General features: G+C 67.7%; 25 protein-coding genes and 1 pseudogene. 16 read left to right on the top strand and 10 right to left on the bottom strand.

Going from position 1 to position 21,265, the window contains the following annotated elements; translation table 11 throughout:
- Nucleotides 1-24: 24 nt before the first annotated feature.
- On the bottom strand, nt 25-978 hold the full coding sequence (locus JK358_RS11210; protein ID WP_201946498.1) for an acyl-ACP desaturase: 954 nt from the start codon (nt 976-978) through the stop codon (nt 25-27).
- A gap of 161 nt (nt 979-1,139) precedes the next feature.
- On the opposite strand from JK358_RS11210, the gene JK358_RS11205 reads away from it, so the two are divergent.
- The 7 genes from JK358_RS11205 (at nt 1,140) to JK358_RS40315 (ending at nt 6,813) form a co-directional block, all read left to right on the top strand.
- Entirely contained in the window at nt 1,140-1,685 is a 546-nt protein-coding gene (locus JK358_RS11205; RefSeq protein WP_201946496.1) for a PH domain-containing protein, read from the top strand.
- 9 nt (nt 1,686-1,694) lie between these two features.
- Nucleotides 1,695-2,372, top strand: coding sequence for a response regulator transcription factor (locus tag JK358_RS11200; protein ID WP_181583235.1), 678 nt, complete (start codon nt 1,695-1,697; stop codon nt 2,370-2,372).
- A 93-nt stretch (nt 2,373-2,465) separates the two neighbouring features.
- Nucleotides 2,466-3,779: a sensor histidine kinase gene (locus tag JK358_RS11195; protein WP_201946494.1), complete on the top strand. Its 1,314-nt coding sequence runs from the start codon at nt 2,466-2,468 to the stop codon at nt 3,777-3,779.
- 133 nt (nt 3,780-3,912) lie between these two features.
- Entirely contained in the window at nt 3,913-4,308 is a 396-nt protein-coding gene (locus tag JK358_RS11190) for a hypothetical protein (protein WP_201946491.1), read from the top strand.
- A 119-nt stretch (nt 4,309-4,427) separates the two neighbouring features.
- The gene (locus tag JK358_RS11185; RefSeq protein WP_307817461.1) at nt 4,428-5,129 is read left to right on the top strand and encodes a response regulator transcription factor; all 702 of its coding nucleotides are present in this window, start codon (nt 4,428-4,430) and stop codon (nt 5,127-5,129) included.
- Entirely contained in the window at nt 5,126-5,356 is a 231-nt protein-coding gene (locus JK358_RS11180) for a hypothetical protein (RefSeq protein ID WP_201946487.1), read from the top strand. The genes JK358_RS11185 and JK358_RS11180 overlap by 4 nt, the downstream gene beginning before the upstream one ends.
- Complete coding sequence (locus tag JK358_RS40315; RefSeq protein WP_201946485.1) at nt 5,353-6,813, top strand: sensor histidine kinase; 1,461 nt, start codon at nt 5,353-5,355, stop codon at nt 6,811-6,813. Before JK358_RS11180 ends, JK358_RS40315 begins: the two co-directional genes overlap by 4 nt.
- Before the next feature lie 123 nt (nt 6,814-6,936).
- On the opposite strand, the pseudogene JK358_RS11170 reads toward JK358_RS40315, so the two are convergent.
- Nucleotides 6,937-7,461: pseudogene (locus tag JK358_RS11170) on the bottom strand (GtrA family protein); the annotation flags it as partial.
- Nucleotides 7,462-7,525: 64 nt separating this feature from the next.
- On the opposite strand from JK358_RS11170, the gene JK358_RS11165 reads away from it, so the two are divergent.
- From JK358_RS11165 to JK358_RS11145, 5 genes are all read left to right on the top strand, one after another.
- A complete protein-coding gene (locus JK358_RS11165) occupies nt 7,526-8,749 on the top strand; it encodes a 5-(carboxyamino)imidazole ribonucleotide synthase (RefSeq protein WP_201946481.1) in 1,224 nt (407 codons plus the stop codon).
- Entirely contained in the window at nt 8,742-9,245 is a 504-nt protein-coding gene (gene purE, locus JK358_RS11160; RefSeq protein ID WP_201946479.1) for a 5-(carboxyamino)imidazole ribonucleotide mutase, read from the top strand. Before JK358_RS11165 ends, purE begins: the two co-directional genes overlap by 8 nt.
- 130 nt (nt 9,246-9,375) lie before the next feature.
- The gene (locus JK358_RS11155) at nt 9,376-10,044 is read left to right on the top strand and encodes a TetR family transcriptional regulator (RefSeq protein WP_201946476.1); all 669 of its coding nucleotides are present in this window, start codon (nt 9,376-9,378) and stop codon (nt 10,042-10,044) included.
- A gap of 172 nt (nt 10,045-10,216) precedes the next feature.
- Nucleotides 10,217-11,374 (top strand): acyl-CoA dehydrogenase, encoded by a 1,158-nt coding sequence (locus JK358_RS11150; RefSeq protein ID WP_201946474.1) that lies wholly within the window; start codon nt 10,217-10,219, stop codon nt 11,372-11,374.
- 152 nt (nt 11,375-11,526) lie between these two features.
- A complete protein-coding gene (locus JK358_RS11145; protein WP_201946472.1) occupies nt 11,527-11,856 on the top strand; it encodes a hypothetical protein in 330 nt (109 codons plus the stop codon).
- Here the strand turns inward: JK358_RS11145 and JK358_RS11140 are convergent.
- Nucleotides 11,853-12,143, bottom strand: a complete 291-nt coding sequence (locus JK358_RS11140) for a GNAT family N-acetyltransferase (RefSeq protein WP_201946469.1) — start codon at nt 12,141-12,143, stop codon at nt 11,853-11,855. The two genes, JK358_RS11145 and JK358_RS11140, sit on opposite strands and share 4 nt — an antisense overlap.
- A 58-nt stretch (nt 12,144-12,201) precedes the next feature.
- Nucleotides 12,202-13,521 carry an FAD-binding oxidoreductase gene (locus JK358_RS11135; RefSeq protein WP_201947260.1) on the bottom strand — a complete coding sequence of 440 codons (1,320 nt, stop codon included), beginning with the start codon at nt 13,519-13,521 and terminating at the stop codon, nt 12,202-12,204.
- A gap of 132 nt (nt 13,522-13,653) precedes the next feature.
- On the opposite strand from JK358_RS11135, the gene JK358_RS11130 reads away from it, so the two are divergent.
- From JK358_RS11130 to JK358_RS11120, 3 genes are read left to right on the top strand one after another with little or no spacing between them, the layout of a single operon-like run.
- Nucleotides 13,654-13,974: a GroES family chaperonin gene (locus JK358_RS11130; protein WP_307817460.1), complete on the top strand. Its 321-nt coding sequence runs from the start codon at nt 13,654-13,656 to the stop codon at nt 13,972-13,974.
- A gap of 60 nt (nt 13,975-14,034) precedes the next feature.
- Nucleotides 14,035-14,631 carry a TetR/AcrR family transcriptional regulator gene (locus JK358_RS11125; protein WP_201946466.1) on the top strand — a complete coding sequence of 199 codons (597 nt, stop codon included), beginning with the start codon at nt 14,035-14,037 and terminating at the stop codon, nt 14,629-14,631.
- Nucleotides 14,632-14,668: 37 nt separating this feature from the next.
- Complete coding sequence (locus JK358_RS11120; RefSeq protein WP_201946463.1) at nt 14,669-15,505, top strand: patatin-like phospholipase family protein; 837 nt, start codon at nt 14,669-14,671, stop codon at nt 15,503-15,505.
- Nucleotides 15,506-15,536: 31 nt separating this feature from the next.
- On the opposite strand, the gene JK358_RS11115 is transcribed toward JK358_RS11120, so the two are convergent.
- From JK358_RS11115 to JK358_RS11090, 6 genes are all read right to left on the bottom strand, one after another.
- A complete protein-coding gene (locus tag JK358_RS11115) occupies nt 15,537-16,325 on the bottom strand; it encodes an SDR family NAD(P)-dependent oxidoreductase (protein ID WP_201946461.1) in 789 nt (262 codons plus the stop codon).
- Between the two features lie 72 nt (nt 16,326-16,397).
- On the bottom strand, nt 16,398-16,976 hold the full coding sequence (locus tag JK358_RS11110; protein ID WP_201946459.1) for a TetR/AcrR family transcriptional regulator: 579 nt from the start codon (nt 16,974-16,976) through the stop codon (nt 16,398-16,400).
- 32 nt (nt 16,977-17,008) lie between these two features.
- Nucleotides 17,009-17,608, bottom strand: coding sequence for a nitroreductase family deazaflavin-dependent oxidoreductase (locus tag JK358_RS11105; protein WP_232851142.1), 600 nt, complete (start codon nt 17,606-17,608; stop codon nt 17,009-17,011).
- A gap of 79 nt (nt 17,609-17,687) precedes the next feature.
- Nucleotides 17,688-19,100, bottom strand: coding sequence for an NAD(P)(+) transhydrogenase (Re/Si-specific) subunit beta (locus JK358_RS11100; protein ID WP_201946456.1), 1,413 nt, complete (start codon nt 19,098-19,100; stop codon nt 17,688-17,690).
- A 3-nt stretch (nt 19,101-19,103) separates the two neighbouring features.
- A complete protein-coding gene (locus JK358_RS11095; protein WP_201946454.1) occupies nt 19,104-19,421 on the bottom strand; it encodes an NAD(P) transhydrogenase subunit alpha part 2 in 318 nt (105 codons plus the stop codon).
- Nucleotides 19,421-20,539 (bottom strand): Re/Si-specific NAD(P)(+) transhydrogenase subunit alpha, encoded by a 1,119-nt coding sequence (locus JK358_RS11090; protein ID WP_201946451.1) that lies wholly within the window; start codon nt 20,537-20,539, stop codon nt 19,421-19,423. The genes JK358_RS11095 and JK358_RS11090 overlap by 1 nt, the downstream gene beginning before the upstream one ends.
- Before the next feature lie 277 nt (nt 20,540-20,816).
- Here JK358_RS11090 and JK358_RS11085 point away from each other — a divergent pair, with 277 nt between their 5' ends.
- On the top strand, nt 20,817-21,260 hold the full coding sequence (locus tag JK358_RS11085; protein ID WP_201946449.1) for an HIT family protein: 444 nt from the start codon (nt 20,817-20,819) through the stop codon (nt 21,258-21,260).
- Nucleotides 21,261-21,265 lie beyond the last annotated feature (5 nt).

Genomic DNA, 21,265 nt, shown 5'->3' with positions numbered 1-21,265 from the left:
ACTACCCGTTATGACGGAAAGTGCTCAGGCGGGCTGCAGTTGACCCCGGGCGGCCTCGCGGGCGAGCAGCTTGTCGCGCTGCTCCTCGAATTTCAGCACGTCACCCTGCAACTTTTCGACGTAGGCGGCGAGCTTCTCCCGCGCCATCTCCCCCCGCGCCCCGAAATCGTTGCGTTCGAAGATGTTCCAGTTCTTGAGCACCGGCTGTACCACCTCCTCGAGATGCTGGCGCAGGTCGTAGATGCCGTGCTTGGCCATCATGACGCCGTTGCGGCGGAAGTTGGGCATGCCGTGGCCCGGCATCACGAAGTGCGTGAGCACCTTGGTGATGGCCTCCAACGCCTGGTCGGGCACCAGATCCAGGCCCGCCCCGCACAGGGTCCGGTAGAAGATCATGTGCAGGTTCTCGTCGGCGGAGATGCGCTGCAGCATGCGGTCGGCGATGGGGTCGTTGCACACCCGCCCGGTATTGCGGTGCGAGATGCGGGTGGCCAGCTCCTGGAAGGTCACGTACGCGACGTTCTCCAGGAAGCCGCCCCAGTCGTCGGGGGAGGCCACGCCGTTGGTCATGTGGATCATGCGGGCCTCTTCGAGTGCCACCGGGTCGACTCCCCGAGTCACGACCAGGTAGTCACGCATGACGATGCCGTGCCGGTTCTCCTCGGCGGTCCAGCGTCCGACCCACGTGCCCCAGGCGCCGTCCTGGGAGAAGTTCTCGGCGATCTCCCGGTGGTACGAGGGGAGATTGTCCTCGGTCAGCAGATTGGTGATCATGGCGATCTTTGCGATCTCGCTCAGTGACGATTGCGAGGGATCCCAGTCCTGGCCGCCCATGGCGGCGAAGTTGCGCCCCTGATCCCATGGCACGTAATCGTGCGGGTGCCATTCCTTGGCCATCGACAGGTGACGGTTGAGATTCTGTTCCGCCACCGGTTCGAGCTCTGTCAGGATCTGCAGCTGGGTCAACTCTCGGGTCACACACGCCTCCTGTGTCATGCACGGGCCTAAAGGGTGTTGCGCGGGACAGCTCGACGAAAGGCAATCGTGGTCGCCGATGCTACGCGTCAGCCGCACGATTGTGCGCCCGATCGCAGTTCGGCGTCAGGCATTCTGTCATCTCCGCGCGATAGGGTTCGCGTATGGGTTATCCGGAGGAGGCGCTGGCGCCCGAGGAGCAGTTGCTGCTGCACCGGCATCCGCATTGGAAGATGTTGTTCTGGCCCGCTGTCACTTTCATCCTGATCACCGCGTTGGCCGGATTCGGGCTCGGCGTGGCGTCGCGAAACACCGAGGGCGGCTTACGTTCCGGATTGCTCATCGGCATTGGCGTGCTGTGGCTGGTGATCGTGATCTGGCGTTGCGCCGCCCCGCTCCTACGGTGGAAGTCGACACATTTCATCGTCACCGATCGCCGCGTGTTGATCCGCCAGGGCGTGTTGACCCACACCGGTATCGACATTCCGATGAACCGCATCTCGAATGTGCAGTTCCGCCATGGCCTGTTCGACCGAATGCTGGGCACCGGAACCCTCATCATCGGCTCGGCCTCCGAGGACGATCTGGAATATGACGACATTCCACACGTACAGAAGGTGCATGCGCTGCTCTATCACCAGGTCTTCGATGTGGTGCAAAACGATCGAGCCGGTGGTGGCTACTACGGATCCCACGGTGAATACCCGTAGTCTTGGTGCGTGACCGCCGTATTGCTGGCTGAAGACGACGAGGCTATCGCCGCGCCGCTGTCGCGAGCGCTGGGGCGCGAGGGCTATTCGGTGACCGTGGAGAGCTACGGTCCCGCCGTACTCGAACGCGCCCTCGAAGGCGGCCACGACCTGCTCATCCTGGATCTCGGCCTGCCCGGGATGGACGGGCTCGAGGTGTGCCGCCAGGTGCGCGCCCGGGGCGCTGATCTGGCCGTGCTCATGCTCACCGCGCGCACCGACGAGGTGGATTTCGTGGTGGGCCTCGACGCCGGCGCGGACGACTACGTGGGCAAGCCCTTCCGGCTCGCCGAACTGCTCGCCCGGGTGCGAGCCCTGTTGCGGCGCAGCGGAATCGGTGACGACGTGGTGGAGGTCGGCGGTATCCGGCTGGAACCGCAGGCGCGGCGGGTGCTCGTGAACGGGGTCGAGGTGAACCTCGCCAACAAGGAGTACGAGCTGCTCAAGGTGCTCATCGACCGCGCCGGGCAGGTGGTGTCGCGCGAGACCATCCTGCGCGAGGTGTGGGGTGACGCCGACCTGCGCGGCTCCAAAACCCTCGACATGCACATGTCCTGGCTGCGCCGCAAGATCGGCGACGAGGGCCCGGTGGCGGAGCGCCGGATCGTCACGGTGCGCGGCGTAGGCTTCCGCTTCAACACCGATTAGCGTCGATCCCGCGTTCCGCCCGTGTTGTTGCTCCATGCGCCGCGCCCCAGGCGCATCCGTCCCGAAGGTCCAGCGAAGCGAGGCATCTCGACGATGAGACGCAGAATCCTGCTGTCGATGGTGGCCGCACTGACCCTCACGACACTGGTTCTCGGTGTGCCACTGGCCTTCACGGCCTGGCAGTGGGTGGAGGACATCTCCCGCAACGAACTGCGCAACCGCCTGGACCGGATCGCGGTGGAGGTGGTGGCGCAGGAGCGCGGCGACGGGCTGGTGCACGGCGCGCTGGATCTGCGCTCGGTGCGGCCGCTGATCCCGGCGGGCGGGCGGCTCACCATCGTGTACCCGACCCCGCAGGACAATGCCTCGCGCCTGGACATCGGGGCGGAATCGGTGACCGACCCGCTGGTGGAATCCCTCGCCATGGGCACCTCGGGTTCGCTACGCCTGGAAACGCCTGCCGCGCCGATGCATTCGATGCAGCGGCAGGCGCTGGGCGCGGTGGTGGGGCTGGTGCTCATCTCACTGGGCGCGGGCATCGCGGTGGCCGTGGTGACCGCGCGCCGGGTGGCCGACCCGCTGCGCGATGTGGCGGCGCGCGCCGCCCGGCTGGCCATGGGTGACTTCCGCGCCGACCCACGCCGGCACGGCATCACCGAACTGGACCGCGTCTCGGACGTATTGGATTCCGCCACAGTCGAAATCGCGGGCCGACTGCAACGCGAGCACGCCCTGGTCGCCGATGTCTCCCATCAGCTGCGCAGCCGTCTCACGGCCGTGCGCCTGCGCCTGGACGAATTGTCCACGCACACCGATCCGGAGGTGGTGCACGAGGCGGAAGAGGCCATGGCACAGGTGGATCGGCTCACCGGCGCCATCGACGAGCTGGTCCGCGCCTCCCGCGACGAAGGCGCGGACGACCGCGACCCGGTGCCGGTGGTAGCCGAACTGCGCGGCGTGGTCGCCGAATGGCGGCACCCCTTCGCGGAGGCCGGGCGCAAGCTCGTGCTGCTCGGTGACCCCACCCTCAAGGCCCCCATCACCGGCTCCCGCCTCCGTGAGGCAGTCGCGGTGCTGGTGGACAACGCCCTCATGCACGGCGGCGGCACCTGCACGGTCTCGGTCCGCACGGTCACCGGCGGCCGCGGCGGCCGCGACCCGCTGGTCTGTGTCGAGGTGGCCGACGAGGGCGACGGCGTCCGCGACGAAATGGCCCCCCACATCTTCGACCGCGGCTTCTCCGCGGGCGGTTCCACCGGCGTCGGCCTCGCCCTGGCCCGCGCCCTGGTCGAGGCCGACGGCGGCCGCCTCGAACTCCAACGCCGCCGCCCCGCCCTGTTCGCCGTCTTCCTCGGCGCTCCGGGCGCGGCTCGCCCGGTCGGCGACATGGCGACCGAACCCCGCTGATCGGAGTCAGTGCAGTGCGCGTTCTATCGATTCCCTAACCGTTCGTTAGCGGCCGCTGAGTATTGGCTCCCTACCTTCGAACTCGTTCCGCAGAGATCGACGAAGCAGTCGTCGACGAGACGAAGGAGAACTCATGCGCAAGTTCACGATTCGCCGCTCGGCCGGTACCGGGCGCGGTTTCGGGAAGCGGGCCGTGGTGGCGGGCGGGCTGGCCGGTGTCGCCGCGATGGGCCTGCTCGCCGCGCCCGCCGTGGCCGGAGCGTCGCCGGTGGACTCGGGTGCGGCCGTTCAGGCGGACGATGTCGCCCACCCGGATTCGGTCCTGGTGACCAGGGACGAGGACGGCAATGTGACGGTGCGCCGGGGCGACCTGCGCGACGTGCCCGGCGTGCCGGCGCTGCCCGCACTTCCGACACGGCCGGGGCAGCCCGCTGAGCCGGGCCGCACCATCATCGTCGACCCGGACACCCCGCACGTCCCGGCGCAGGTGATCGTTCCGGCGCGCCCGTCCACCGGGAGTGCGGGCTGATCCTCGCGGCCCCCGAGGCTGTGCGCGACCCGGCTGCTCCCGGCCCCTCGGGGAGCAGCCGGGCCGATGCGGCAGTCCGGAGCAGCTGCCGTGAATTCTCAGGAGCCTCCCCTAGCCTCGTGTCCGTGACGAGTCCCCGGATTCTGATTGTGGACGACGACGCCAGGGTGCTGACGGCGGTGACGCGCGGCCTGCGGCTGTCCGGATTCGAGGTGGAGACCGCGACGGACGGCGCGTCCGCCCTGCAGCGCATCGCCGCGAGCGCCCCGCAGGCCATGGTCCTCGACCTCAACATGCCGCAGCTGGACGGCGTCGGCGTGGTCACCGCGCTGCGCTCGTTCGGCAACGACATCCCGATCTGCGTACTGAGCGCCCGCTCGGAGGTCACCGACCGGATCGGCGCGCTGGAGGCGGGCGCGGACGACTACCTCACCAAACCCTTCGACCTCGGCGAGCTCGTCGCCCGCCTGCGCGCCATGCTGCGCCGCGCCCCCGCCCCCGTCCACGGCGCGGCCGCCGACCTGATCAAAGTGGGCCCGCTCACCATCCACCCCACGGCCCGCCGCGCCTACGCCAACGACACCCTGCTCGACCTGACCAAACGCGAATTCGACTTGCTAGCAGCGCTTTCCGCGGCCCCCGGCCAGGTCTTCACCCGCGCCCAGCTCCTGGATCGAGTGTGGGGCTACGACTTCGAAACCCAGACAAAGGTGGTCGACGTGTTCGTCTCCTACCTCCGCCGCAAGATCGAATCCACCGGCTGCCCGCGCCTGGTCCACACGGTGCGCGGCGTCGGCTTCGTACTCCGGGAGGACGCATGACGGCGACCGCCTGCTCGAGCCGGTCGCCCGGATTCTGCGGTGCCACAGGCATATCCCGCCCCCACACGGGGAACGGCAGGTCGATCGGATCGCTCACCGCGCTGCTGACGATCGGATCGCTCGCCATGCTGTCGTTCGGCGTGGTTGGTGTGCTGTCGCTCGCCACGCTGTCGATCACGGTCGGCGGACGGTCGAACCTGGTCCGCTCGGGCAGGGCGTTCCGGTGAGGCGGCGGATCCCGCTGCGGCCGAGGAGGATTCGGTTCAGCTCGCTCCGGCCGATCTCGCTGCGCACCCGGGTCGCGCTCGCCAGTGCGTTGACGGCGGCGGTGGTGGTGACGGCCATGGGTGCGGTGCTGTTCGCGATCGCGCAGCCCGAAGCGGAGCGTCAGGCCGGGCGCGTGGTCAGTGCACTGGCCATCACTCGCATCGACGAGCCGGGTGAGCCCGGGGCACCGGCCGTGCCGGTCTTCCCACCCGAGTTCGATGGTTCGCGCACGATCATTCGGGCGGCGCCCGCGGTGCCCGCCGAATCCGCCCCGGCCACGCCTGCGGTGCCTTCGGAGTCCGCTCCGGCCACACCTGCGGTGCCTTCGGAGTCCGCCCCGGTCTCCGGGTCCGTGCCGCCCACGGTGGCGGCCGGGCCGAATGCCACGGTGTCGCCGGAAGGTTCCGGGATTACCGCGCCCACAATGGATTTCGCGCGTACTATGCCGGTGGACGGGCGGGATATGGTGGTGGTGGCGGTGCCCAGCAGTGTGGTGTCGGATTCCACGGCCACCCAGCGCACCCGGATCGTCGCCATCGGCGTGGCGGCGGTGGCGCTGGCCGCGGTGCTGGGCTGGTATTTCGCGAATCGCGCGGTCGCGCCGCTGCGCAGGCTCACCACGGCGACGGCGGGGCTGGGGGATCGGCTCGCCTTGGAGCGGCAGGATCGGGTGGGCGCGAGTGAGACCGCCGAACTCACCGATGCCATGAACACCATGCTCGGCCGGATCGCCGCCGAACGCCGGCACACCAGTGAAGCGCTGGTCACCGCAAGGGATTTCGCAGCGACCGCCGCGCACGAACTGCGCACGCCGCTCACCTCCATGCGCACGGATCTGCAGGTGCTGCGCACGATGCCGCTCTCGGATGCCGATCGCGCGGAGATCCTCGACGATGTCCTGGCCGCGCAGGGCACGGTGGAGACCACCCTGGCCGCGCTGGAGCGTCTGGCCGTGGGCGATCTGACCACCGAATCCGATTGGGAGGACCTCGATCTGGGTCAGCTCATCGACCAGGTGGTGGACGACGCCCGCCGTGCCCACCCGGCGGTGACCATCACCGACGAGCAGGTCGAGCCGATTCGCCTGCGCGGTTTGGTCGCCGGGCTCCGTTCCGTGGTCGACAACGCGATCACCAATGCGGTCCGGCACGGGTCCGCCACCCGTGTGGAGATCGCCGCGTACCAGGTGGGCGACGCCATCACCCTCACCGTCGACGACGACGGCACCGGTATCCCGGAAGCCGACCGCGCCAGGGTTTTCGACCGTTTCTACCGGGCCAGCCCGGCCCCCGGCAGTGGCCTGGGCCTCGCTCTGATCGCGCAGCAGGCCCGCCTGCACGGTGGTGCGGCGGAGATCGGCGACAGTCCGCTGGGCGGGGTGCGGTTGACGATCACCCTCTCACCTCGCCCGAAATGAGAGTTTCGCCGCGAATCCTCCACAAAATCTCACGAAAACGTTTGCGGCCCGGAACCTTCAGGTTCCGGGCCGCAATTGGCATTGCCCCGAGAGCTGGGGGGTTGCCTACGAGTGTCCGAGTTGCTCTTCGTTGATGAGATCCTCGAATTCGTCCTGCAGTTCCTTCATTTCGTCCGGAAACACCCATTTGCGCATGGCGTAGAACCGGAATGCCATCTGCAGCAGATTGCCGATGATGAACGCGCTGAAGAAGTCGGAGATGTTCTCCACCGTGAAGCTCACATGCGGCTGCTTCAGGTCGAGCACATTGTTGGAGAACCACAGCGGCAGGCTGGCCAGCAGCACGCCGATGCCGCTGACCGCGAAGAACAGCAGCGCCTCGTGGTGCTTCTCGCGTCCGCCGCGTTTGTCGAAGGTCCATTCCCGGTTGAGGATGTAGGACACGATGACGGCGATCACACCGGACATCACGCGGGCGACGGTTGGCTTGGTATCGAGAACTGTCCACTTCAGCAGGTAGAAAATCCCGATATCGATGACGAACGTGGTCGCGCCGACAATCGCGAACTTGATCAGTTCGTAATGCCGGTCTGCGAGGGCCCGCATCGGTGCAGGCAGGCCGTTTACCACTTTGTCGACGAATGACACCAGCCGAGTCTACGTCGCCCGCGCGGACCTCGAGCAACCCGGACGGCAGTACCCGGTCCATGCCATGACAACATTGACCAACGTGAGCGCCCGTTCCTTCGATTCCTCCGCGATGCCCACCGTCACCATGATCGGTGGCGGCCAGCTGGCGCGTATGACCCACCAGGCGGCGATCGCCCTGGGGCAGCGGCTGCGGGTGCTGGCCGAGCACCCCGACGATCCGGCCGCCCAGGTGACCCCGGACGTGGTGTTCGGCAGCCACAACGATCTGACCGCCTTGCGCAAAGCCGCCGTCGGCTCACATGCGCTGACCTTCGATCACGAGGGTGTGCCCACCGAACTGCTCGAGGCGCTCATCGCCGAGGGCGTGAACGTGCAGCCGCCGCCGCGCGCCCTGATCTTCGCCCAGGACAAGCTGGCCATGCGCAACAAGCTGGCCGAGCTGGGCGTCCCGATCCCGGCGTTCGTGGCGGTCGAGAGCCCGGCCGACGCCCTCGCCTTCGGCGACGAGCACGGTTTCCCCTTCGTACTGAAGGCCGTGCGCGGCGGCTACGACGGCCGCGGCGTCTGGATGCCCGCCGACGCCGCCGAGACCACCCGCATCGTGGAAGACCAACTGGCGCACGGCGTTCAGCTGCTCGCCGAGGCCAAGGTGGATCTGAAGCGGGAGCTCTCCGCCATGGTCGCGCGCTCCCCGTTCGGTCAGGCCGCCGCCTGGCCGGTGGTGGAGACCGTGCAGCGCAACGGCCAGTGCGCCGTGGTCATCGCCCCGGCCCCCGAGCTGTCCGAGGCGCGCGCCACCGAGGCCGGTGCGCTCGCCCTGCGCCTGGCCTCCGAGCTCGGCGTCACCGGCGCGATGGCGGTGGAGCTCTTCGAAACCCACTCCGGTGAGCTGCTGGTGAACGAACTCGCCATGCGCCCGCACAACTCCGGCCACTGGGGTATGGACGGCGCCTGCACCGGCCAGTTCGAACAGCATCTGCGCGCGGTCCTCGACTACCCGCTGGGCAGCACCCGCCCGCTGGCCCCGGTCACCGTGATGGCCAATATCCTCGGCGCTCCCGAGGCTCCGGAGATGTCCATGGACGAGCGCCTGCACCACCTGGCCGCCCGCATCCCGGACGCGAAGGTGCACCTGTACGGCAAGGGCGAGCGCCCCGACCGCAAGATCGGTCACATCAACATCCTCGGCGAGGACGTGGCCGAGACCCGCGAGAAAGCAGAGCGCGCGGCCCACTGGATGTCGCACGCCATTTGGACCGACGGATGGGATCCGCACCATGGGTGACACTGCACAGGTTGGCCTGATCATGGGCTCCGACTCGGACTGGCCGACCATGGAGGCCGCCGCCGAAGCCCTCGCCGAATTCGGCATCCGCTTCGAGGTGGGCGTCGTCTCCGCCCACCGCACCCCGCAGCGCATGCTCGACTACGCCGTGAACGCCGCCGACCGCGGCATCAAGGTCATCATCGCGGGCGCGGGCGGCGCCGCCCACCTCCCCGGCATGGTCGCCTCCGCCACCCCGCTCCCCGTCATCGGCGTCCCCGTGCCCCTGAAATACCTCGACGGCATGGACTCCCTGCTCTCCATCGTCCAGATGCCCGCGGGCGTCCCCGTCGCCACCGTCTCCATCGGCGGCGCCCGCAACGCCGGCCTCCTCGCGGCCCGCATCCTCGCCACCGCCGACCCCGAATTGCGTTCCCGCATGGAGCAATTCCAAGCCAACCTGGAGACCATGGTCCTGGAGAAGGACGAAGCCCTCCGCAACAAACTCCTCGGCTGACGGAACGACTGATTTCGTGAGCTTCGGGGTAACTCCTGGGGGACGCCCAGAATCGGGGCGGCGTAGGACCGCCGCCACGCGAGCGGAATCCGGCGGCACCGAGTCGGGCGCTGAAGACGCGGAGAGGCGGATGAGCTCCGCGACGGCGCGACGGTTGACCGTCGTGGACCAGGCTTTGCGTCTCTTCGCCGAAAAGGGTTACGAGGCAACGACGGTCGAGGAGATCGCGGAGGCGGCGGGGATTTCCCGGCGTACCTTCTTCCGGCAGTTCCGGTCGAAGGAGGATGTGGTCTTCGCCGATCACGAATCTCAGCTGGCGCAGGCGCGGGAGTTTCTCGATGCGGCGCAGGGGGATCCGTGGGCGGCGGTCATCGAGGCCGTCGTGGCGGTGTTCGAGCGGTTCACGCAGTGGCGGGAGCTGGCCGCCCGCCGGTACGGCGTGGTGCGTCAGGTGCCTACCCTGCGTGAGCGTGAGATCGTCACGGTCTTTCGGTACGAGCGGCTTTTCACCGATTTCCTTCGCAGCCGCCTGCGGGGGCGGGCGGATCTGGAGCTCGTGCAGTTCACCGCGGCCGTGACCGCGACGCACAACTATCTGCTGCGCCGCATGGTGCGCGGCGAGTCGGACGCGAGTCCTGCGGATCTTCGGGCGGCGCTGATCGCGATTCCCCGTGCCGCCGGCTCGAGTGCTGGCGGTTCGCCCGCCGACTCCGACGACTTGGTTGTCGCGGTCTTCCCGCGCGATATGCCCGCCCGGCAGGTCGCCGACCTGCTGGCGCGTCGTCTCGATACGCTGTGAGGGTGCCGCAGGGTCTGTGATGACACTGCGTGCCACTGATCTGTGAGGTATTACGCGCACGTGGCTGCGATATTGCGGCGTATAGTTGGCTCCGAATGGCACTGAGTGCCGACTAGTTGGCGATGCTGGGCAACCAGCGGCGATCCCCACCGACGACCAGGAGAGAACCCCCATGGCGGGCAACCCCGACTTCACCCTGTTCCAGCTCGAGGACTTCCACCACGAGCTGCGCGAGGCCATCCGCGGCCTGTCCGAGAAGGAGATCGCCCCGTACGCGAAGGACGTCGACGGCAAGTCGCGCTTCCCGGAGGAGGCGCTGACCGCCCTCAACGCCGCCGGCTTCAACGCCGTGCACGTGCCCGAGGCGTACGGCGGCCAGGGCGCGGATTCGGTCGCCACCTGCATCGTCATCGAAGAGGTCGCGCGCGTGTGCGGTTCCTCCTCGCTGATCCCGGCCGTGAACAAGCTCGGCACCATGGGCCTGATCCTGCAGGGCTCCGAGGAGCTCAAGCAGAAGGTGCTGCCGACCATCGTGAACGGCGGCATGGCCTCCTACGCCCTGTCCGAGCGTGAGGCTGGCTCCGACGCCGCCTCCATGCGCACCCGCGCCAAGGCCGACGGCGACGACTGGATCATCAACGGCTCCAAGTGCTGGATCACCAACGGCGGCAAGTCCGACTGGTACACCGTCATGGCCGTGACCGACGCCGAGAAGGGCGCCAACGGCATCTCCGCGTTCATGGTGCACAAGGATGACGAGGGCTTCGTCGTCGGCCCGCTGGAGCACAAGCTCGGCATCAAGGGTTCCCCCACCGCGGAGCTGTACTTCGAGAACTGCCGGGTGCCGGGTGACCGCATCATTGGCGCGCCGGGCACCGGTTTCAAGACCGCCCTGCAGACCCTGGACCACACCCGCCCGACCATCGGCGCGCAGGCCGTCGGCATCGCGCAGGGCGCCCTGGACGCCGCGATCGCCTACACCAAGGACCGCAAGCAGTTCGGCAAGACCATCGCGTCCTTCCAGAACACCGAGTTCATGCTGGCCGATATGGCCATGAAGATCGAGGCCGCCCGCCTCATGGTCTACACCTCGGCCGCCCGCGCCGAGCGTGGCGAGAAGAACCTGGGCTTCATCTCCGCCGCCGCCAAGTGCTTCGCCTCGGATGTGGCCATGGAGGTCACCACCAACGCGGTGCAGCTGTTCGGTGGCGCGGGCTACACCACCGACTTCCCGGTGGAGCGAATGATGCGTGACGCCAAGATCACTCAGATCTACGAGGGCACCAACCAGATCCAGCGCGTCGTCATGTCGCGTCAGATCCTGCGCTGAATCCGTTCAGTAGCTGAATGATTGCTCCGGTCGCCGGGGCGCCGTGGTTGGGACGGCGTCACGGGCGGCCGGAGCTTTTTCTTGTGTCTTCCCCAGGGAAAGGCCGGATTTCAGGGCTGTTCGGCCGGGCATGGTAGGGGCACCATGTATCCATGGCCGGAGTCGAAATCACCGACACCTTCGTCCGGCGTACCTTGGCCGACGGACGGGTGGAGGAGGTCGCGTGGAACGAGCTTGCGGAGGTGCGGATCATCACGACGGCGGACGGCCCGTTCGCCGACGATGTGTTCTTCGTCTTGATCGGCGCGACGGGTAAGGGCTGTGTGGTGCCGCATTCGGCGGCCGATACCGCGTTCCTGGCGCGGCTGCAGGCGCTGCCCGGCTTCGACGGCGACAAGGTGGTCGAGGCGATGGTGAGCGTCGCGGACCGCCAGTTCCTGGTGTGGCGGCGCACCGATCCGCGCCGCCCGCAGTCGAATTAGCCGACCAGATCCGCGTATTCGGGGTGCTGCCCGATGTACTTCTCGACGTACCAGCAGGTGGGGATGATCGAGAAGCCTTCCGCGCGGGCGTCGTTCAACGCGAACTCGACGACCTGTGCGGCGACGCCGCGACCCCGGAACTCGGGGAAGGTGAGCGTGTGCTGGATGTCGCGGATCTTCTTGTCACCGTCGATCCGCTCGGCGTAGTCGGCGTAGCCCGCGAGCGTGTCGTCGAGATAGATCTCGTAGCGGGTGGCGTCGGCATTGTGTTCCAGCCTGGCAGTCATGATCGTGTCAACTCCGTTGCGTGGGTGGTTTGTTCCGGATCGGGGACCGGAGGAGGGGTCAGAGCACTGCGCCCGGATTGAGAATGCCGTGCGGGTCGAGGGCGTTCTTGATCGTGCGCGTGAGCGCCATCACGTCGGGTCCGACCTGGTCCGGGAGCCAGGCTTTCTTGAGGCGGCCGACCCCGTGTTCACCGGTGATGGTGCCGCCCAGGCTGATCGCGAGGTCCATGATCTCGCCGAAGGCCAGGTGCGCGCGCTCGGACTCATCCGGATTGTTCGGATCGTGGACGATGAGCGGATGGGTGTTGCCGTCACCCGCGTGCGCGATGACCGAGATCAGCACCGCGCGATGCCGCGCGATCTCGGCGATGCCGTTCACGAGATCACCGAGCCGGGGGAGCGGCACGCCGACATCCTCGAGCAGCAGCGGCCCTTTGCGTTCCACGGCCGGGATGGCGAATCGGCGTGCGGCGCAGAAGGCTTCGCCCTCCTCTTCGTCGTCGGTGCGGAAAGCCTCGGTGGCTCCGGCCTTTTCGCAGGCGGCCAGCATGATGTCGGCCTCGTATCCGGCGTGCTCGCCGGGTGCGTCGGAGCGCGCGACCAGGAGCCCGGCGGCCTCGCGATCCAGTCCCATGCGCAGTTCGTCCTCGACGGCGTTGATCGCCACCGAGTCCATGAACTCCAGCATCGACGGCCGCAGCGCACCGGTGATGGCGAGAATCGCGTCGGTGGCGGCGGTCAGCGTCGGGAAGGTCGCCACGACGGTCGACTGCGGCGGTTGCGCGGGCAGCAGCCGCAGCGTGAGTTCGGTGATGATGCCGAGGGTCCCCTCGCTGCCCACGAACAGCTTGGTCAGCGACAGCCCTGCCGCGTCCTTGAGTCTGGGTCCGCCGAGCCGCACCGCGGTTCCGTCCGCGAGCACGACCTCCATGCCGAGTACGTAGTCGGTGGTGACCCCGTACTTCACACAGCACAGCCCGCCGGCGTTGGTCGCGGCATTGCCGCCGATGGAGCAGATCTCGAACGAGGACGGATCCGGCGGATACCACAGACCATGTTCCGCGACAGCCCTTTTGACCTCGGCGTTCAACAGTCCGGGCTGGACCACGGCGGTCCGCGTCACGGTGTCGACGCTGATGTCGCGCAGCTTCTCGGTGCTCAGCACCAGCGCCCCGTGCTGCGCGGTCGAGCCTCCGGACAGTCCGGTTCCGGCGCCGCGCGGAACGATCGGAACCCGATGCTCGTGTGCCCACCGCACCACCGCCGACACCTGTGCGGTGGTCGTCGGCCGGACCAGTGCGAGTGCGGTTCCCGCAGCCGGATCGAATGCCCGGTCCTGGCGGTATGCGCCGAGGATGTCCGGATCGGTCACCACCATCCCGTCCGGGAGCAGAGCGCGCAGGGAGTCGAGGTTCGGGGGGTTCGGGGGCGAAGCCCCTGCGAGTTCCGAGAGTTGGTACGGGTCCACACCCCAGAAAGTACCTTCGTGAGCACGCAGTACACTGCCGCCGTGTCCGATCCCAAGCTTGAAATCCAAATGCTGCACGACCGCGTCATGGTTCGTATCAACCAGGAGGCGGGCGAACGGCGCAGTAGCGGGGGGATCCTGATTCCGGCGACCGCCCAGGTCGCCAAGCGTCTGTCCTGGGGTGAGGTCTGCGGCGTCGGCTCCCACGTGCGCGCCGTCGGCGTCGGCGACCAGGTGCTGTTCAGCGCCGAGGACCAGTACGAGGTCGAAGTCCAGGGCCACGCCTACTACGTTCTGCGCGAACGCGACCTGCACGCCATCGCCAACGAGCGCCCCGAGCACGGCACCGGCCTGTACCTGTAGCCGACGACGGCCCGTGCCGTTCCCCGCCTTGTCAACCAATTGGTTGGATACCATCGACCCATGTCACCGAGGGATCCGGACGCGACGAGGGCCCGCATCTTCGAGGCCGCCACCGCCGAATTCGCCGAATACGGCATCGCCGGCGCCCGCGTGGACCGCATCGCCCGCAACGCGAAGGCCAACAAGCAGCTCATCTACGCCTACTTCGGCGACAAGCAGCAGCTGTTCCACCAGGTCCTCGAACACGCCATGCTCGAGCTGGTCAACGCCGTCACCGACACCATCGAAGACCTGGACCGGTGGATCGACGAGCACATCGACTACCACAGCGCACACCCCGAACTGCTGCGCCTGCTCATGTGGGAGGCCCTGGAACTCGGCGATCAGCCCACCGCCGGTGAACTCCGCGCCGCCCGCTATGCCGCGAAACGCCACTGGATTGCCGTCGCTCAGGACAAGGGCCTGATCCGTTCCGATATGCCCCCCGGCCAGATCCTCCTGTCCATCATGTCGGTGATCAACTACCCGTTCGCCGTCCCCCAGCTCCGCGTCTTCACCCTCGGCGGTCACCCCGATCCCGCGGAGCAGCGGGCCTGGGTCAAGGACGCCATCCGCCGCATCGTCGCCCCGCAACCGCCGGAAAACTCGGCCACCTGACTCCGAATTCCCCTGTGCCGGTGGCAGTATGGGCGCCATGATCGCGAATACCGCACTGGTCCTCGGTGGCGGTGGCGTCGCCGGAATCGCCTGGCAGACGGGCATCGTGGCGGGCCTGGCCGCCGCCGGAATCGACGTGAACGACGCCGAGGTCGTCATCGGCACCTCGGCCGGCGCGACGGTCGCCGCACAGCTGAGCAGCGGCCTGCCCGTCACGGAACTGTATGCCCGCCAAGCAGATCCGGCCCGCCAGTACCCCGAGATGGTCCCGCCTGGCATCTCCTTCGCAGACCTGTGGCCCGTCCTCGCGGAGATCTACACCTCCGGCGCGGACCCGGCCGAACAGCGCAAGCGCGTCTGCGCCCTCGCCCGCGAAGCCGAAACCGTCCCGCAGGCAACCAGATACGCCATCATCGAGGGTCGTCTCCCGGTGCACACCTGGCCGGAGCGCGCCCTGCGCATCACCGCCGTCGACGTCGACTCCGGCATCCCCCGCATCTTCGACCGCACCTCCGAGGTCCCCCTGGTCACCGCGGTAGCCGCCAGCTGCGCCGTCCCCGGCATCTGGCCGCCGGTCACCATCGGCGAGGCCCGCTACACCGACGGCGGCGTCCGCACATCGGTCAACGCCGACCTGGCCTCCGGCTACGACCGAGTCCTGATCCTCGCCATACTCGTGGACCCCTTCCTCGACGACCAGATCGCCGAATTGCGCAGCACCGGTTCACGAGTCGAACTCATCACCCCCGACGAGGCATCCCTCGCCGCCTTCGGCACCGACCCCCTCGACCCCACCTCCCGCACCCCGGCCGCCGAAGCCGGCCGCGCCCAAGCCGATTCCGTCGCACCGGCCCTCCTGGACCTGTTCGCCTGAACCGTCCAGGAGTTCCGGTCACGCGAGCTGATCAGGCGCTCTTCAGCGTGCCGCCGTCGATGACGAGATCGGCTCCGACAATGTTCCCAGCCAGCCCCGATGCCAGGAAGGTCACCAGCGCCGCGATCTCGGCCGCCTCGGAGATCCGCCCGGAGGCGATGCCGAACTGCCCCGGCAGCGCGGTCAGGAACTCGGCGTGCCCGACGCCGCTGACGGCGGCCAGGGTCGCGCCCAGATTCCGCTCGCCGCGCCAGATGTCGGTCCCGGTCACGCCGGGCGACACCGTGTTCACGCGAACGCCCTTGGGCCCCAGTTCTTCACTGAGCCGCTTGCTGAACGAGGTGAGCGCCGCCTTGGCCTCGCTGTAGCCGACCGGCCCGGTGGCCGGGGCGTGCGCGTTGATCGAGGAGACGTTGATGATCGCGCCTCGCCGCTCGATGAGACTCGGCAGTGCCGCCCGGGTGGTCGAGACGACTCCGAACAGATTGAGGTCGAACAGATTTCGCCACTGCTCGTCCTCGGTCTCCAATACTCCGGCGAGGCCGAGCAGTTCGATGTCCCCGCCGCCGACATTGTTGATCAGGATGTCGAGTCCGCCGAGTTCCGCCAGTGCGGCCGCGACGGCCGTCCGTGTTCCGTCGGCGGTGCTGAGGTCGGCGGAAATCGCTGCGACGGACACCTTTTCGAGCTCCGATGTGATGTTCCGCGCGACTCCGGCCACCCGAACGCCTTCGGCGGCCAGGGTTTCGGCGATGGCGAGCCCGATGCCGCGGCTGGCTCCGGTGACGAGGGCGGTCTTGCCGTTCAGTCCGAGATCCATGGGTTTACCTTTCTTGAACTGCAGGTCAAAAACTAGGGTGCGAAAAAGGCCGCGACACTGCGGCCTCGAAGGTCAGAGTGTGGTCAGGGCGGTATCGATGATGCGGTGCAGCACCGCGACGTCCGCGGTGGTCCGGGCCATGACCCGAAGTCCGGCAATGGTGTTCAGCAGGAACTCGGCCTGTGCCCGTGCGTCGATATCGGCCCGGACATCGCCGTCGCGCCGCCCCTGGTCTATCCGGGCGGTCAGCGCGGTGATGATCGGCTCGGTCGCCGCGTGCAGCGCCGGGGCGACCGAGGGATCGTGCCCGGCCATCTCCACGGCGGTGTTCACCGCCAGGCAGCCGCGGCGAACCGGTTGGGCGACATCGATATCCACGAGCTCACGCAGGAATCCCCGAATGCATTCGCGGGTGCCGCCGGGTCGGTTCAACGCCTCCTCGGCCACCGCCGCGCCGCGCCGGGCATACCGTGTCATGGCCTGGTCGAACAGCTCGCGCTTGCTGCCGAAGGTGTTGTACAGACTCCCCTTCCCGATGCCGGTGGCCTCGGCGAGCTGTGCGGGGGAGGTGTTGGCGTAGCCGTTGGTCCAGAAGCATTCCATCGCGGACTCCACGACGGCGTCCGTCTCGAAGTTGCGCGGCCTGCCCATGCGGCCGACTCTAACCGTTCTAGACCTATAGGTCAAAAATTGCGCGGTACGAACGGCCAGCGCTGCCTGCTCACCGGCGCGGCTCCCAGTTCGATCACCAGTGGATGCCCGCATACGAACCAGGATCGATGCAGCTCAACGATTTTGGCCCGGGTGGGCAGGCCGCGCCGATGCGCGAGATTCTCCACCCAGTCGAACGGATATACCCGCTCGCACAGTGCCGCATAGGCTTCCGCTCGCTCGTTGTCATCGCGTAGCTCGCGGGCGATTCCCTCGAAAACCCCACCCGGCCAGCCGTTCTCGGAGGGCAACTGCAATCGCACTCGGGAATCGGCCCGCAGATTCCGGTACCACTGGGCCTGTTTGCCTCCTATCGAGACCAGGAAGGCCCGATCCCCGTCCCGTGCCGCCTTCACCGGCGTGTGCCGCGCCACTCCGCTCTTGCGCCCCCGCGTGGTCAGCACTCCCGTCCCGCGCGGCTGCCACACCGGAAACCACGGCATGTGCACCGCATGGACAATCCTGGCGAACCGCTTGGCATCCTCCGGCCGAGGCGTCCGCCGCATCCCCCGGAACCGCTCGGGAACGTACTGACCGTCCGTGTAGCGCAGGGACTCCGGAATCGACTCCATACCTCAGCGTAGGCCGGAAACGGCAACGGCCCGTGCCCCTCGCGGGCACGGGCCGTGAACTCGCCCGGAGGCGAATGCCTTACAGCGCCTTGAGTTCCTCGGTGACCGCACCGACGGACTTCTTGGCGTCGCCGAACAGCATGGAGGTGGTGTCGGCGTAGAACAGCGGGTTGTCGATACCGGCGAAGCCGGAGTTCATCGAGCGCTTGAGCACGATGACCGACTTGGCCTGGTCGACGTTGAGCACCGGCATGCCGTAGATGGGGGACGAGGAGTCCTCGCGGGCGGCCGGGTTGGTGACGTCGTTGGCGCCGATGACCAGGGCGACATCGGTGCGGCTGAATTCGCCGTTGATGTCGTCCATTTCCTTCATGGCGTCATAGGACACCTCGGCCTCGGCGAGCAGCACGTTCATGTGGCCGGGCATACGACCCGCCACGGGGTGGATCGCGTACTTGACCTCGACGCCCTTGGCTTCGAGCAGCGCCGCCATCTCCTTGACCGCGTGCTGGGCCTGGGCGACGGCCATGCCGTAGCCGGGGACCACGATGACCTGGTTGGCGTAGGCCATCTGGATCGCGGCATCCGCGGCCGAGGTGGCCTTGGCCTGTTTCTGCTCGCCGCCGGAAGCGCCGGGAGCGGTTCCGCCGCCACCGAATCCACCGGCGACGATGGCCGGGATGGACCGGTTCATGGCCTTGGCCATGAGGTTGGTGAGGATGGTGCCGGACGCGCCGACGATCATGCCCGCCACGATCATGGCGGTGTTGTTGAGCGCCAAACCGGCTGCGGCGGCGGACAGACCGGTGAGCGCGTTGAGCAGCGAGATGACGACGGGCATATCCGCGCCGCCGATGGGCAGCACGACCATCAGGCCGAGGATGCCCGCGAGCACCAGCAGGCCGATCATCCACAGCTGGGACACGCCCTCGCCGGAGGCGCCGATGCCGATGACCACGGCCGCGGCGATCGAGCCGAGGAGCAGCAGCAGGTTCAGCGGCTGCTGCAGCTTGCCGATGCCGATCGGATGGCCGGGCAGGGTCTCCTGCAGCTTCAGGAACGCGATGACCGAGCCCCAGAACGACACCGAGCCGATGATGGCCGCGAACAGCGAACCGATGACGATGTGCACCGAAGGCTGCTCGTGCAGCGCGGAAAACCCGTCGCTGTCCAGGAATTCGGCCCACGCGATCAGCGCCACGGTGCCACCGCCGACGCCGTTGAACGCGGCGACGAGCTGCGGCATGGCCGTCATCTTGGTGAACTTGGCGGGCGGAACACCCAGGGCCACACCGACAACGAGGCCGGCGACGATGATGATCCAGTTGGAGGTGTCGCGAATCGAGATCAGCGTCGCCACGACCGCGATCACCATGCCGACGGCGGCGATCCAGTTGCCGCGCACCGCGGTCTTCGGGCCGGTCAAGCCCATCAGACCGTAGATGAACATCGCGAAGGCGACGATGTAGAGAATATTGACCAGGTTGTCCATGGCTTACTTACCGGCCTTCTCTTGTGCGGCAGGCTTCTTCGCCTTGAACATGCCCAGCATGCGGTCGGTGACCACGAAACCGCCGATGACGTTCAGCGTTCCGAAGACGACGGCGACGAACAGGATGATCTGCATGAGGATCGAGGGATCCTCCATCTTGCCGAAGACCACGAGCGCGCCGAGCACCACGATGCCGTGAATGGCGTTGGTGCCGGACATGAGTGGCGTGTGCAGCGTGTTGGGCACCTTGGAGATGACCGCGAATCCGACGAACCCGGACAGCACCAGGATCGCGATGTTCGCAAGAAGTTCCGTGTACATCAGGCTTCCTTCTCACGGGTGACGCAGGAGTCGGCCAGCACCTGATCCTCGAAATCCGGTGCCAGCGCACCGTCTTTCAGCATCAGTTCCAGCAGGGCCGCGATGTTCTTGGAGTACAGCTCGGACGCGTGCTCCGGCATGGTGGCGGGCAGGTTGAGCGGCGAGGTGATGGTGACCCCGTGCTTCACAACGGTTTTGCCCGGTTCGGTCAGCTCGCAGTTGCCGCCGGTCTCACCGGCCAGGTCCACGATGACGCTGCCGGGCTTCATGCCCTCGACGGCGGCGGCGGTGACCAGGCGCGGGGCCGGGCGGCCGGGGACGAGGGCCGTGGTGATCACGACATCGAATCCCTTGATGGCGTTCTCCAGAGCCTGCTGCTGCTGGGCCTTCTCGTCGTCGGTGAGTTCGCGGGCGTACCCGCCCTCACCGGCGGCGTCGATGCCCAGGTCCAGCCACTGCGCACCCACGGATCGCACCTGATCGGCGACCTCGGGTCGCACGTCGTAGCCGGTGGTGCGCCCGCCCAGGCGCTTGGCGGTGGCCAGCGCCTGCAGACCCGCGACACCCACGCCGAGCACCAGCACGGTCGCGGGCTTCACGGTGCCGGCCGCGGTGGTCAGCATGGGGAAGAATCGAGTGGACTCCGACGCGGCGAGCAGCACGGCCTTGTAGCCGGCCACGTTGGCCTGCGAGGACAGCGCGTCCATCACCTGGGCGCGCGAGATGCGCGGAATCGCTTCCACGGCAAAGGCCTGCACGCCCGCGTCCTTGAGCGCGCCGATCTTGTTGTCGGCGTTGCGGGGCGCGAGGAATCCGATCAGCGTCTGCCCGGAGGACAGCTTCGCGATCTCGGAGTCGTTGGGCGGGGCGACCTTCACCACGACGTCGGCGCTCCACGGATCGCCGATGGTGGCGCCCGCTTCGGTATACAGCTCATCGGGGATGAGTGCGCCCAGACCGGCACCGGACTCGATGATCACCTCCACGCCCTGCTTGCGCAGGGCCGGAATGATCTTCGGCACCAATGCGACACGTCGTTCGTCGGGGTTCGTCTCCCGAACCACGCCGACGCGCGCACCGCGGGGCGCAGCTGTCTGTGCGCTCTGCGTTGTGTCCACTTGTCAAACTTCCTTCTCGTGGTGAGCCCGGAACTTACTTTGGAGTAAGTTCCTGAGAATTCTCGCAACTGTACCCGGTCCGCGGTGAGGATAGCGGAGATGCCGGTCACACAGTGTGGCGAGAAATCGGACAATCACATGCTCGGGCAGGGGTGCTACCAGCCACAAGTACCTACGACAGCGTGCGCTACTAACCGGTAGGTGTGTGAGCTGGTAGAGATCGCTCGCAGCTTCGCAGGGGTGTCGCGGATCACTCGTACGCCGTAATCTCACCAGCGTGAGTGGCTGTATCTTTTGCCGGATCGTGGCGGGCACCGCACCCGCCACCAAGATCTTCGAGGACGACATTCTCCTGGCGTTTCTCGACATCCGGCCCATCACGCGGGGGCACACGCTGATCATCCCGAAGTGGCACGCCACCGATCTGGACGATCTCAACCCCGCGCTCGGTGCGCAACTGTTCGCCTTCGGGCACCGGCTCGCCAAGGCCGTGCGCCGCAGTGACCTCGGGGCCGACGGCGCGAACCTGGTGCTCAATGACGGCAAGGCCGCTTTCCAGACCGTCCATCACGTACACCTGCACGTGGTCCCCCGGCAGCAGGGCGACACCCTCACCTTCGCCAAGGGTTTCGTCCTGCGCCGCCCACACGACCGCGAGGCCACCGCCGCGGCCATCCGCTCGGGTCTGGACCGGCTCGCCGCCGAAGAAAAGGCGGTTTGAGATGA

Source organism: Nocardia acididurans, from assembly GCF_016741815.1.
GTDB lineage: Bacteria > Actinomycetota > Actinomycetes > Mycobacteriales > Mycobacteriaceae > Nocardia > Nocardia acididurans.
Note: the sequence above shows the minus strand (reverse complement) of the source record. Positions and strands in the feature narration are given on the sequence as shown.

What these genes read in the sequence shown, in the direction of transcription:
- JK358_RS11205 (WP_201946496.1), top strand. Translation starts at nt 1,140, where the DNA reads ATGGGTTATCCGGAGGAGGCGCTGGCGCCCGAGGAGCAGTTGCTGCTG.
- JK358_RS11195 (WP_201946494.1), top strand. Translation starts at nt 2,466, where the DNA reads ATGAGACGCAGAATCCTGCTGTCGATGGTGGCCGCACTGACCCTCACG.
- JK358_RS11190 (WP_201946491.1), top strand. Translation starts at nt 3,913, where the DNA reads ATGCGCAAGTTCACGATTCGCCGCTCGGCCGGTACCGGGCGCGGTTTC.
- JK358_RS11180 (WP_201946487.1), top strand. Translation starts at nt 5,126, where the DNA reads ATGACGGCGACCGCCTGCTCGAGCCGGTCGCCCGGATTCTGCGGTGCC.
- JK358_RS11165 (WP_201946481.1), top strand. Translation starts at nt 7,526, where the DNA reads ATGACAACATTGACCAACGTGAGCGCCCGTTCCTTCGATTCCTCCGCG.
- purE (WP_201946479.1), top strand. Translation starts at nt 8,742, where the DNA reads ATGGGTGACACTGCACAGGTTGGCCTGATCATGGGCTCCGACTCGGAC.
- JK358_RS11155 (WP_201946476.1), top strand. Translation starts at nt 9,376, where the DNA reads ATGAGCTCCGCGACGGCGCGACGGTTGACCGTCGTGGACCAGGCTTTG.
- JK358_RS11150 (WP_201946474.1), top strand. Translation starts at nt 10,217, where the DNA reads ATGGCGGGCAACCCCGACTTCACCCTGTTCCAGCTCGAGGACTTCCAC.
- JK358_RS11145 (WP_201946472.1), top strand. Translation starts at nt 11,527, where the DNA reads ATGGCCGGAGTCGAAATCACCGACACCTTCGTCCGGCGTACCTTGGCC.
- JK358_RS11140 (WP_201946469.1), bottom strand. Translation starts at nt 12,143, where the DNA reads ATGACTGCCAGGCTGGAACACAATGCCGACGCCACCCGCTACGAGATC.
- JK358_RS11135 (WP_201947260.1), bottom strand. Translation starts at nt 13,521, where the DNA reads ATGGTGGTGACCGATCCGGACATCCTCGGCGCATACCGCCAGGACCGG.
- JK358_RS11125 (WP_201946466.1), top strand. Translation starts at nt 14,035, where the DNA reads ATGTCACCGAGGGATCCGGACGCGACGAGGGCCCGCATCTTCGAGGCC.
- JK358_RS11120 (WP_201946463.1), top strand. Translation starts at nt 14,669, where the DNA reads ATGATCGCGAATACCGCACTGGTCCTCGGTGGCGGTGGCGTCGCCGGA.
- JK358_RS11115 (WP_201946461.1), bottom strand. Translation starts at nt 16,325, where the DNA reads ATGGATCTCGGACTGAACGGCAAGACCGCCCTCGTCACCGGAGCCAGC.
- JK358_RS11110 (WP_201946459.1), bottom strand. Translation starts at nt 16,976, where the DNA reads ATGGGCAGGCCGCGCAACTTCGAGACGGACGCCGTCGTGGAGTCCGCG.
- JK358_RS11105 (WP_232851142.1), bottom strand. Translation starts at nt 17,608, where the DNA reads ATGGAGTCGATTCCGGAGTCCCTGCGCTACACGGACGGTCAGTACGTT.
- JK358_RS11100 (WP_201946456.1), bottom strand. Translation starts at nt 19,100, where the DNA reads ATGGACAACCTGGTCAATATTCTCTACATCGTCGCCTTCGCGATGTTC.
- JK358_RS11095 (WP_201946454.1), bottom strand. Translation starts at nt 19,421, where the DNA reads ATGTACACGGAACTTCTTGCGAACATCGCGATCCTGGTGCTGTCCGGG.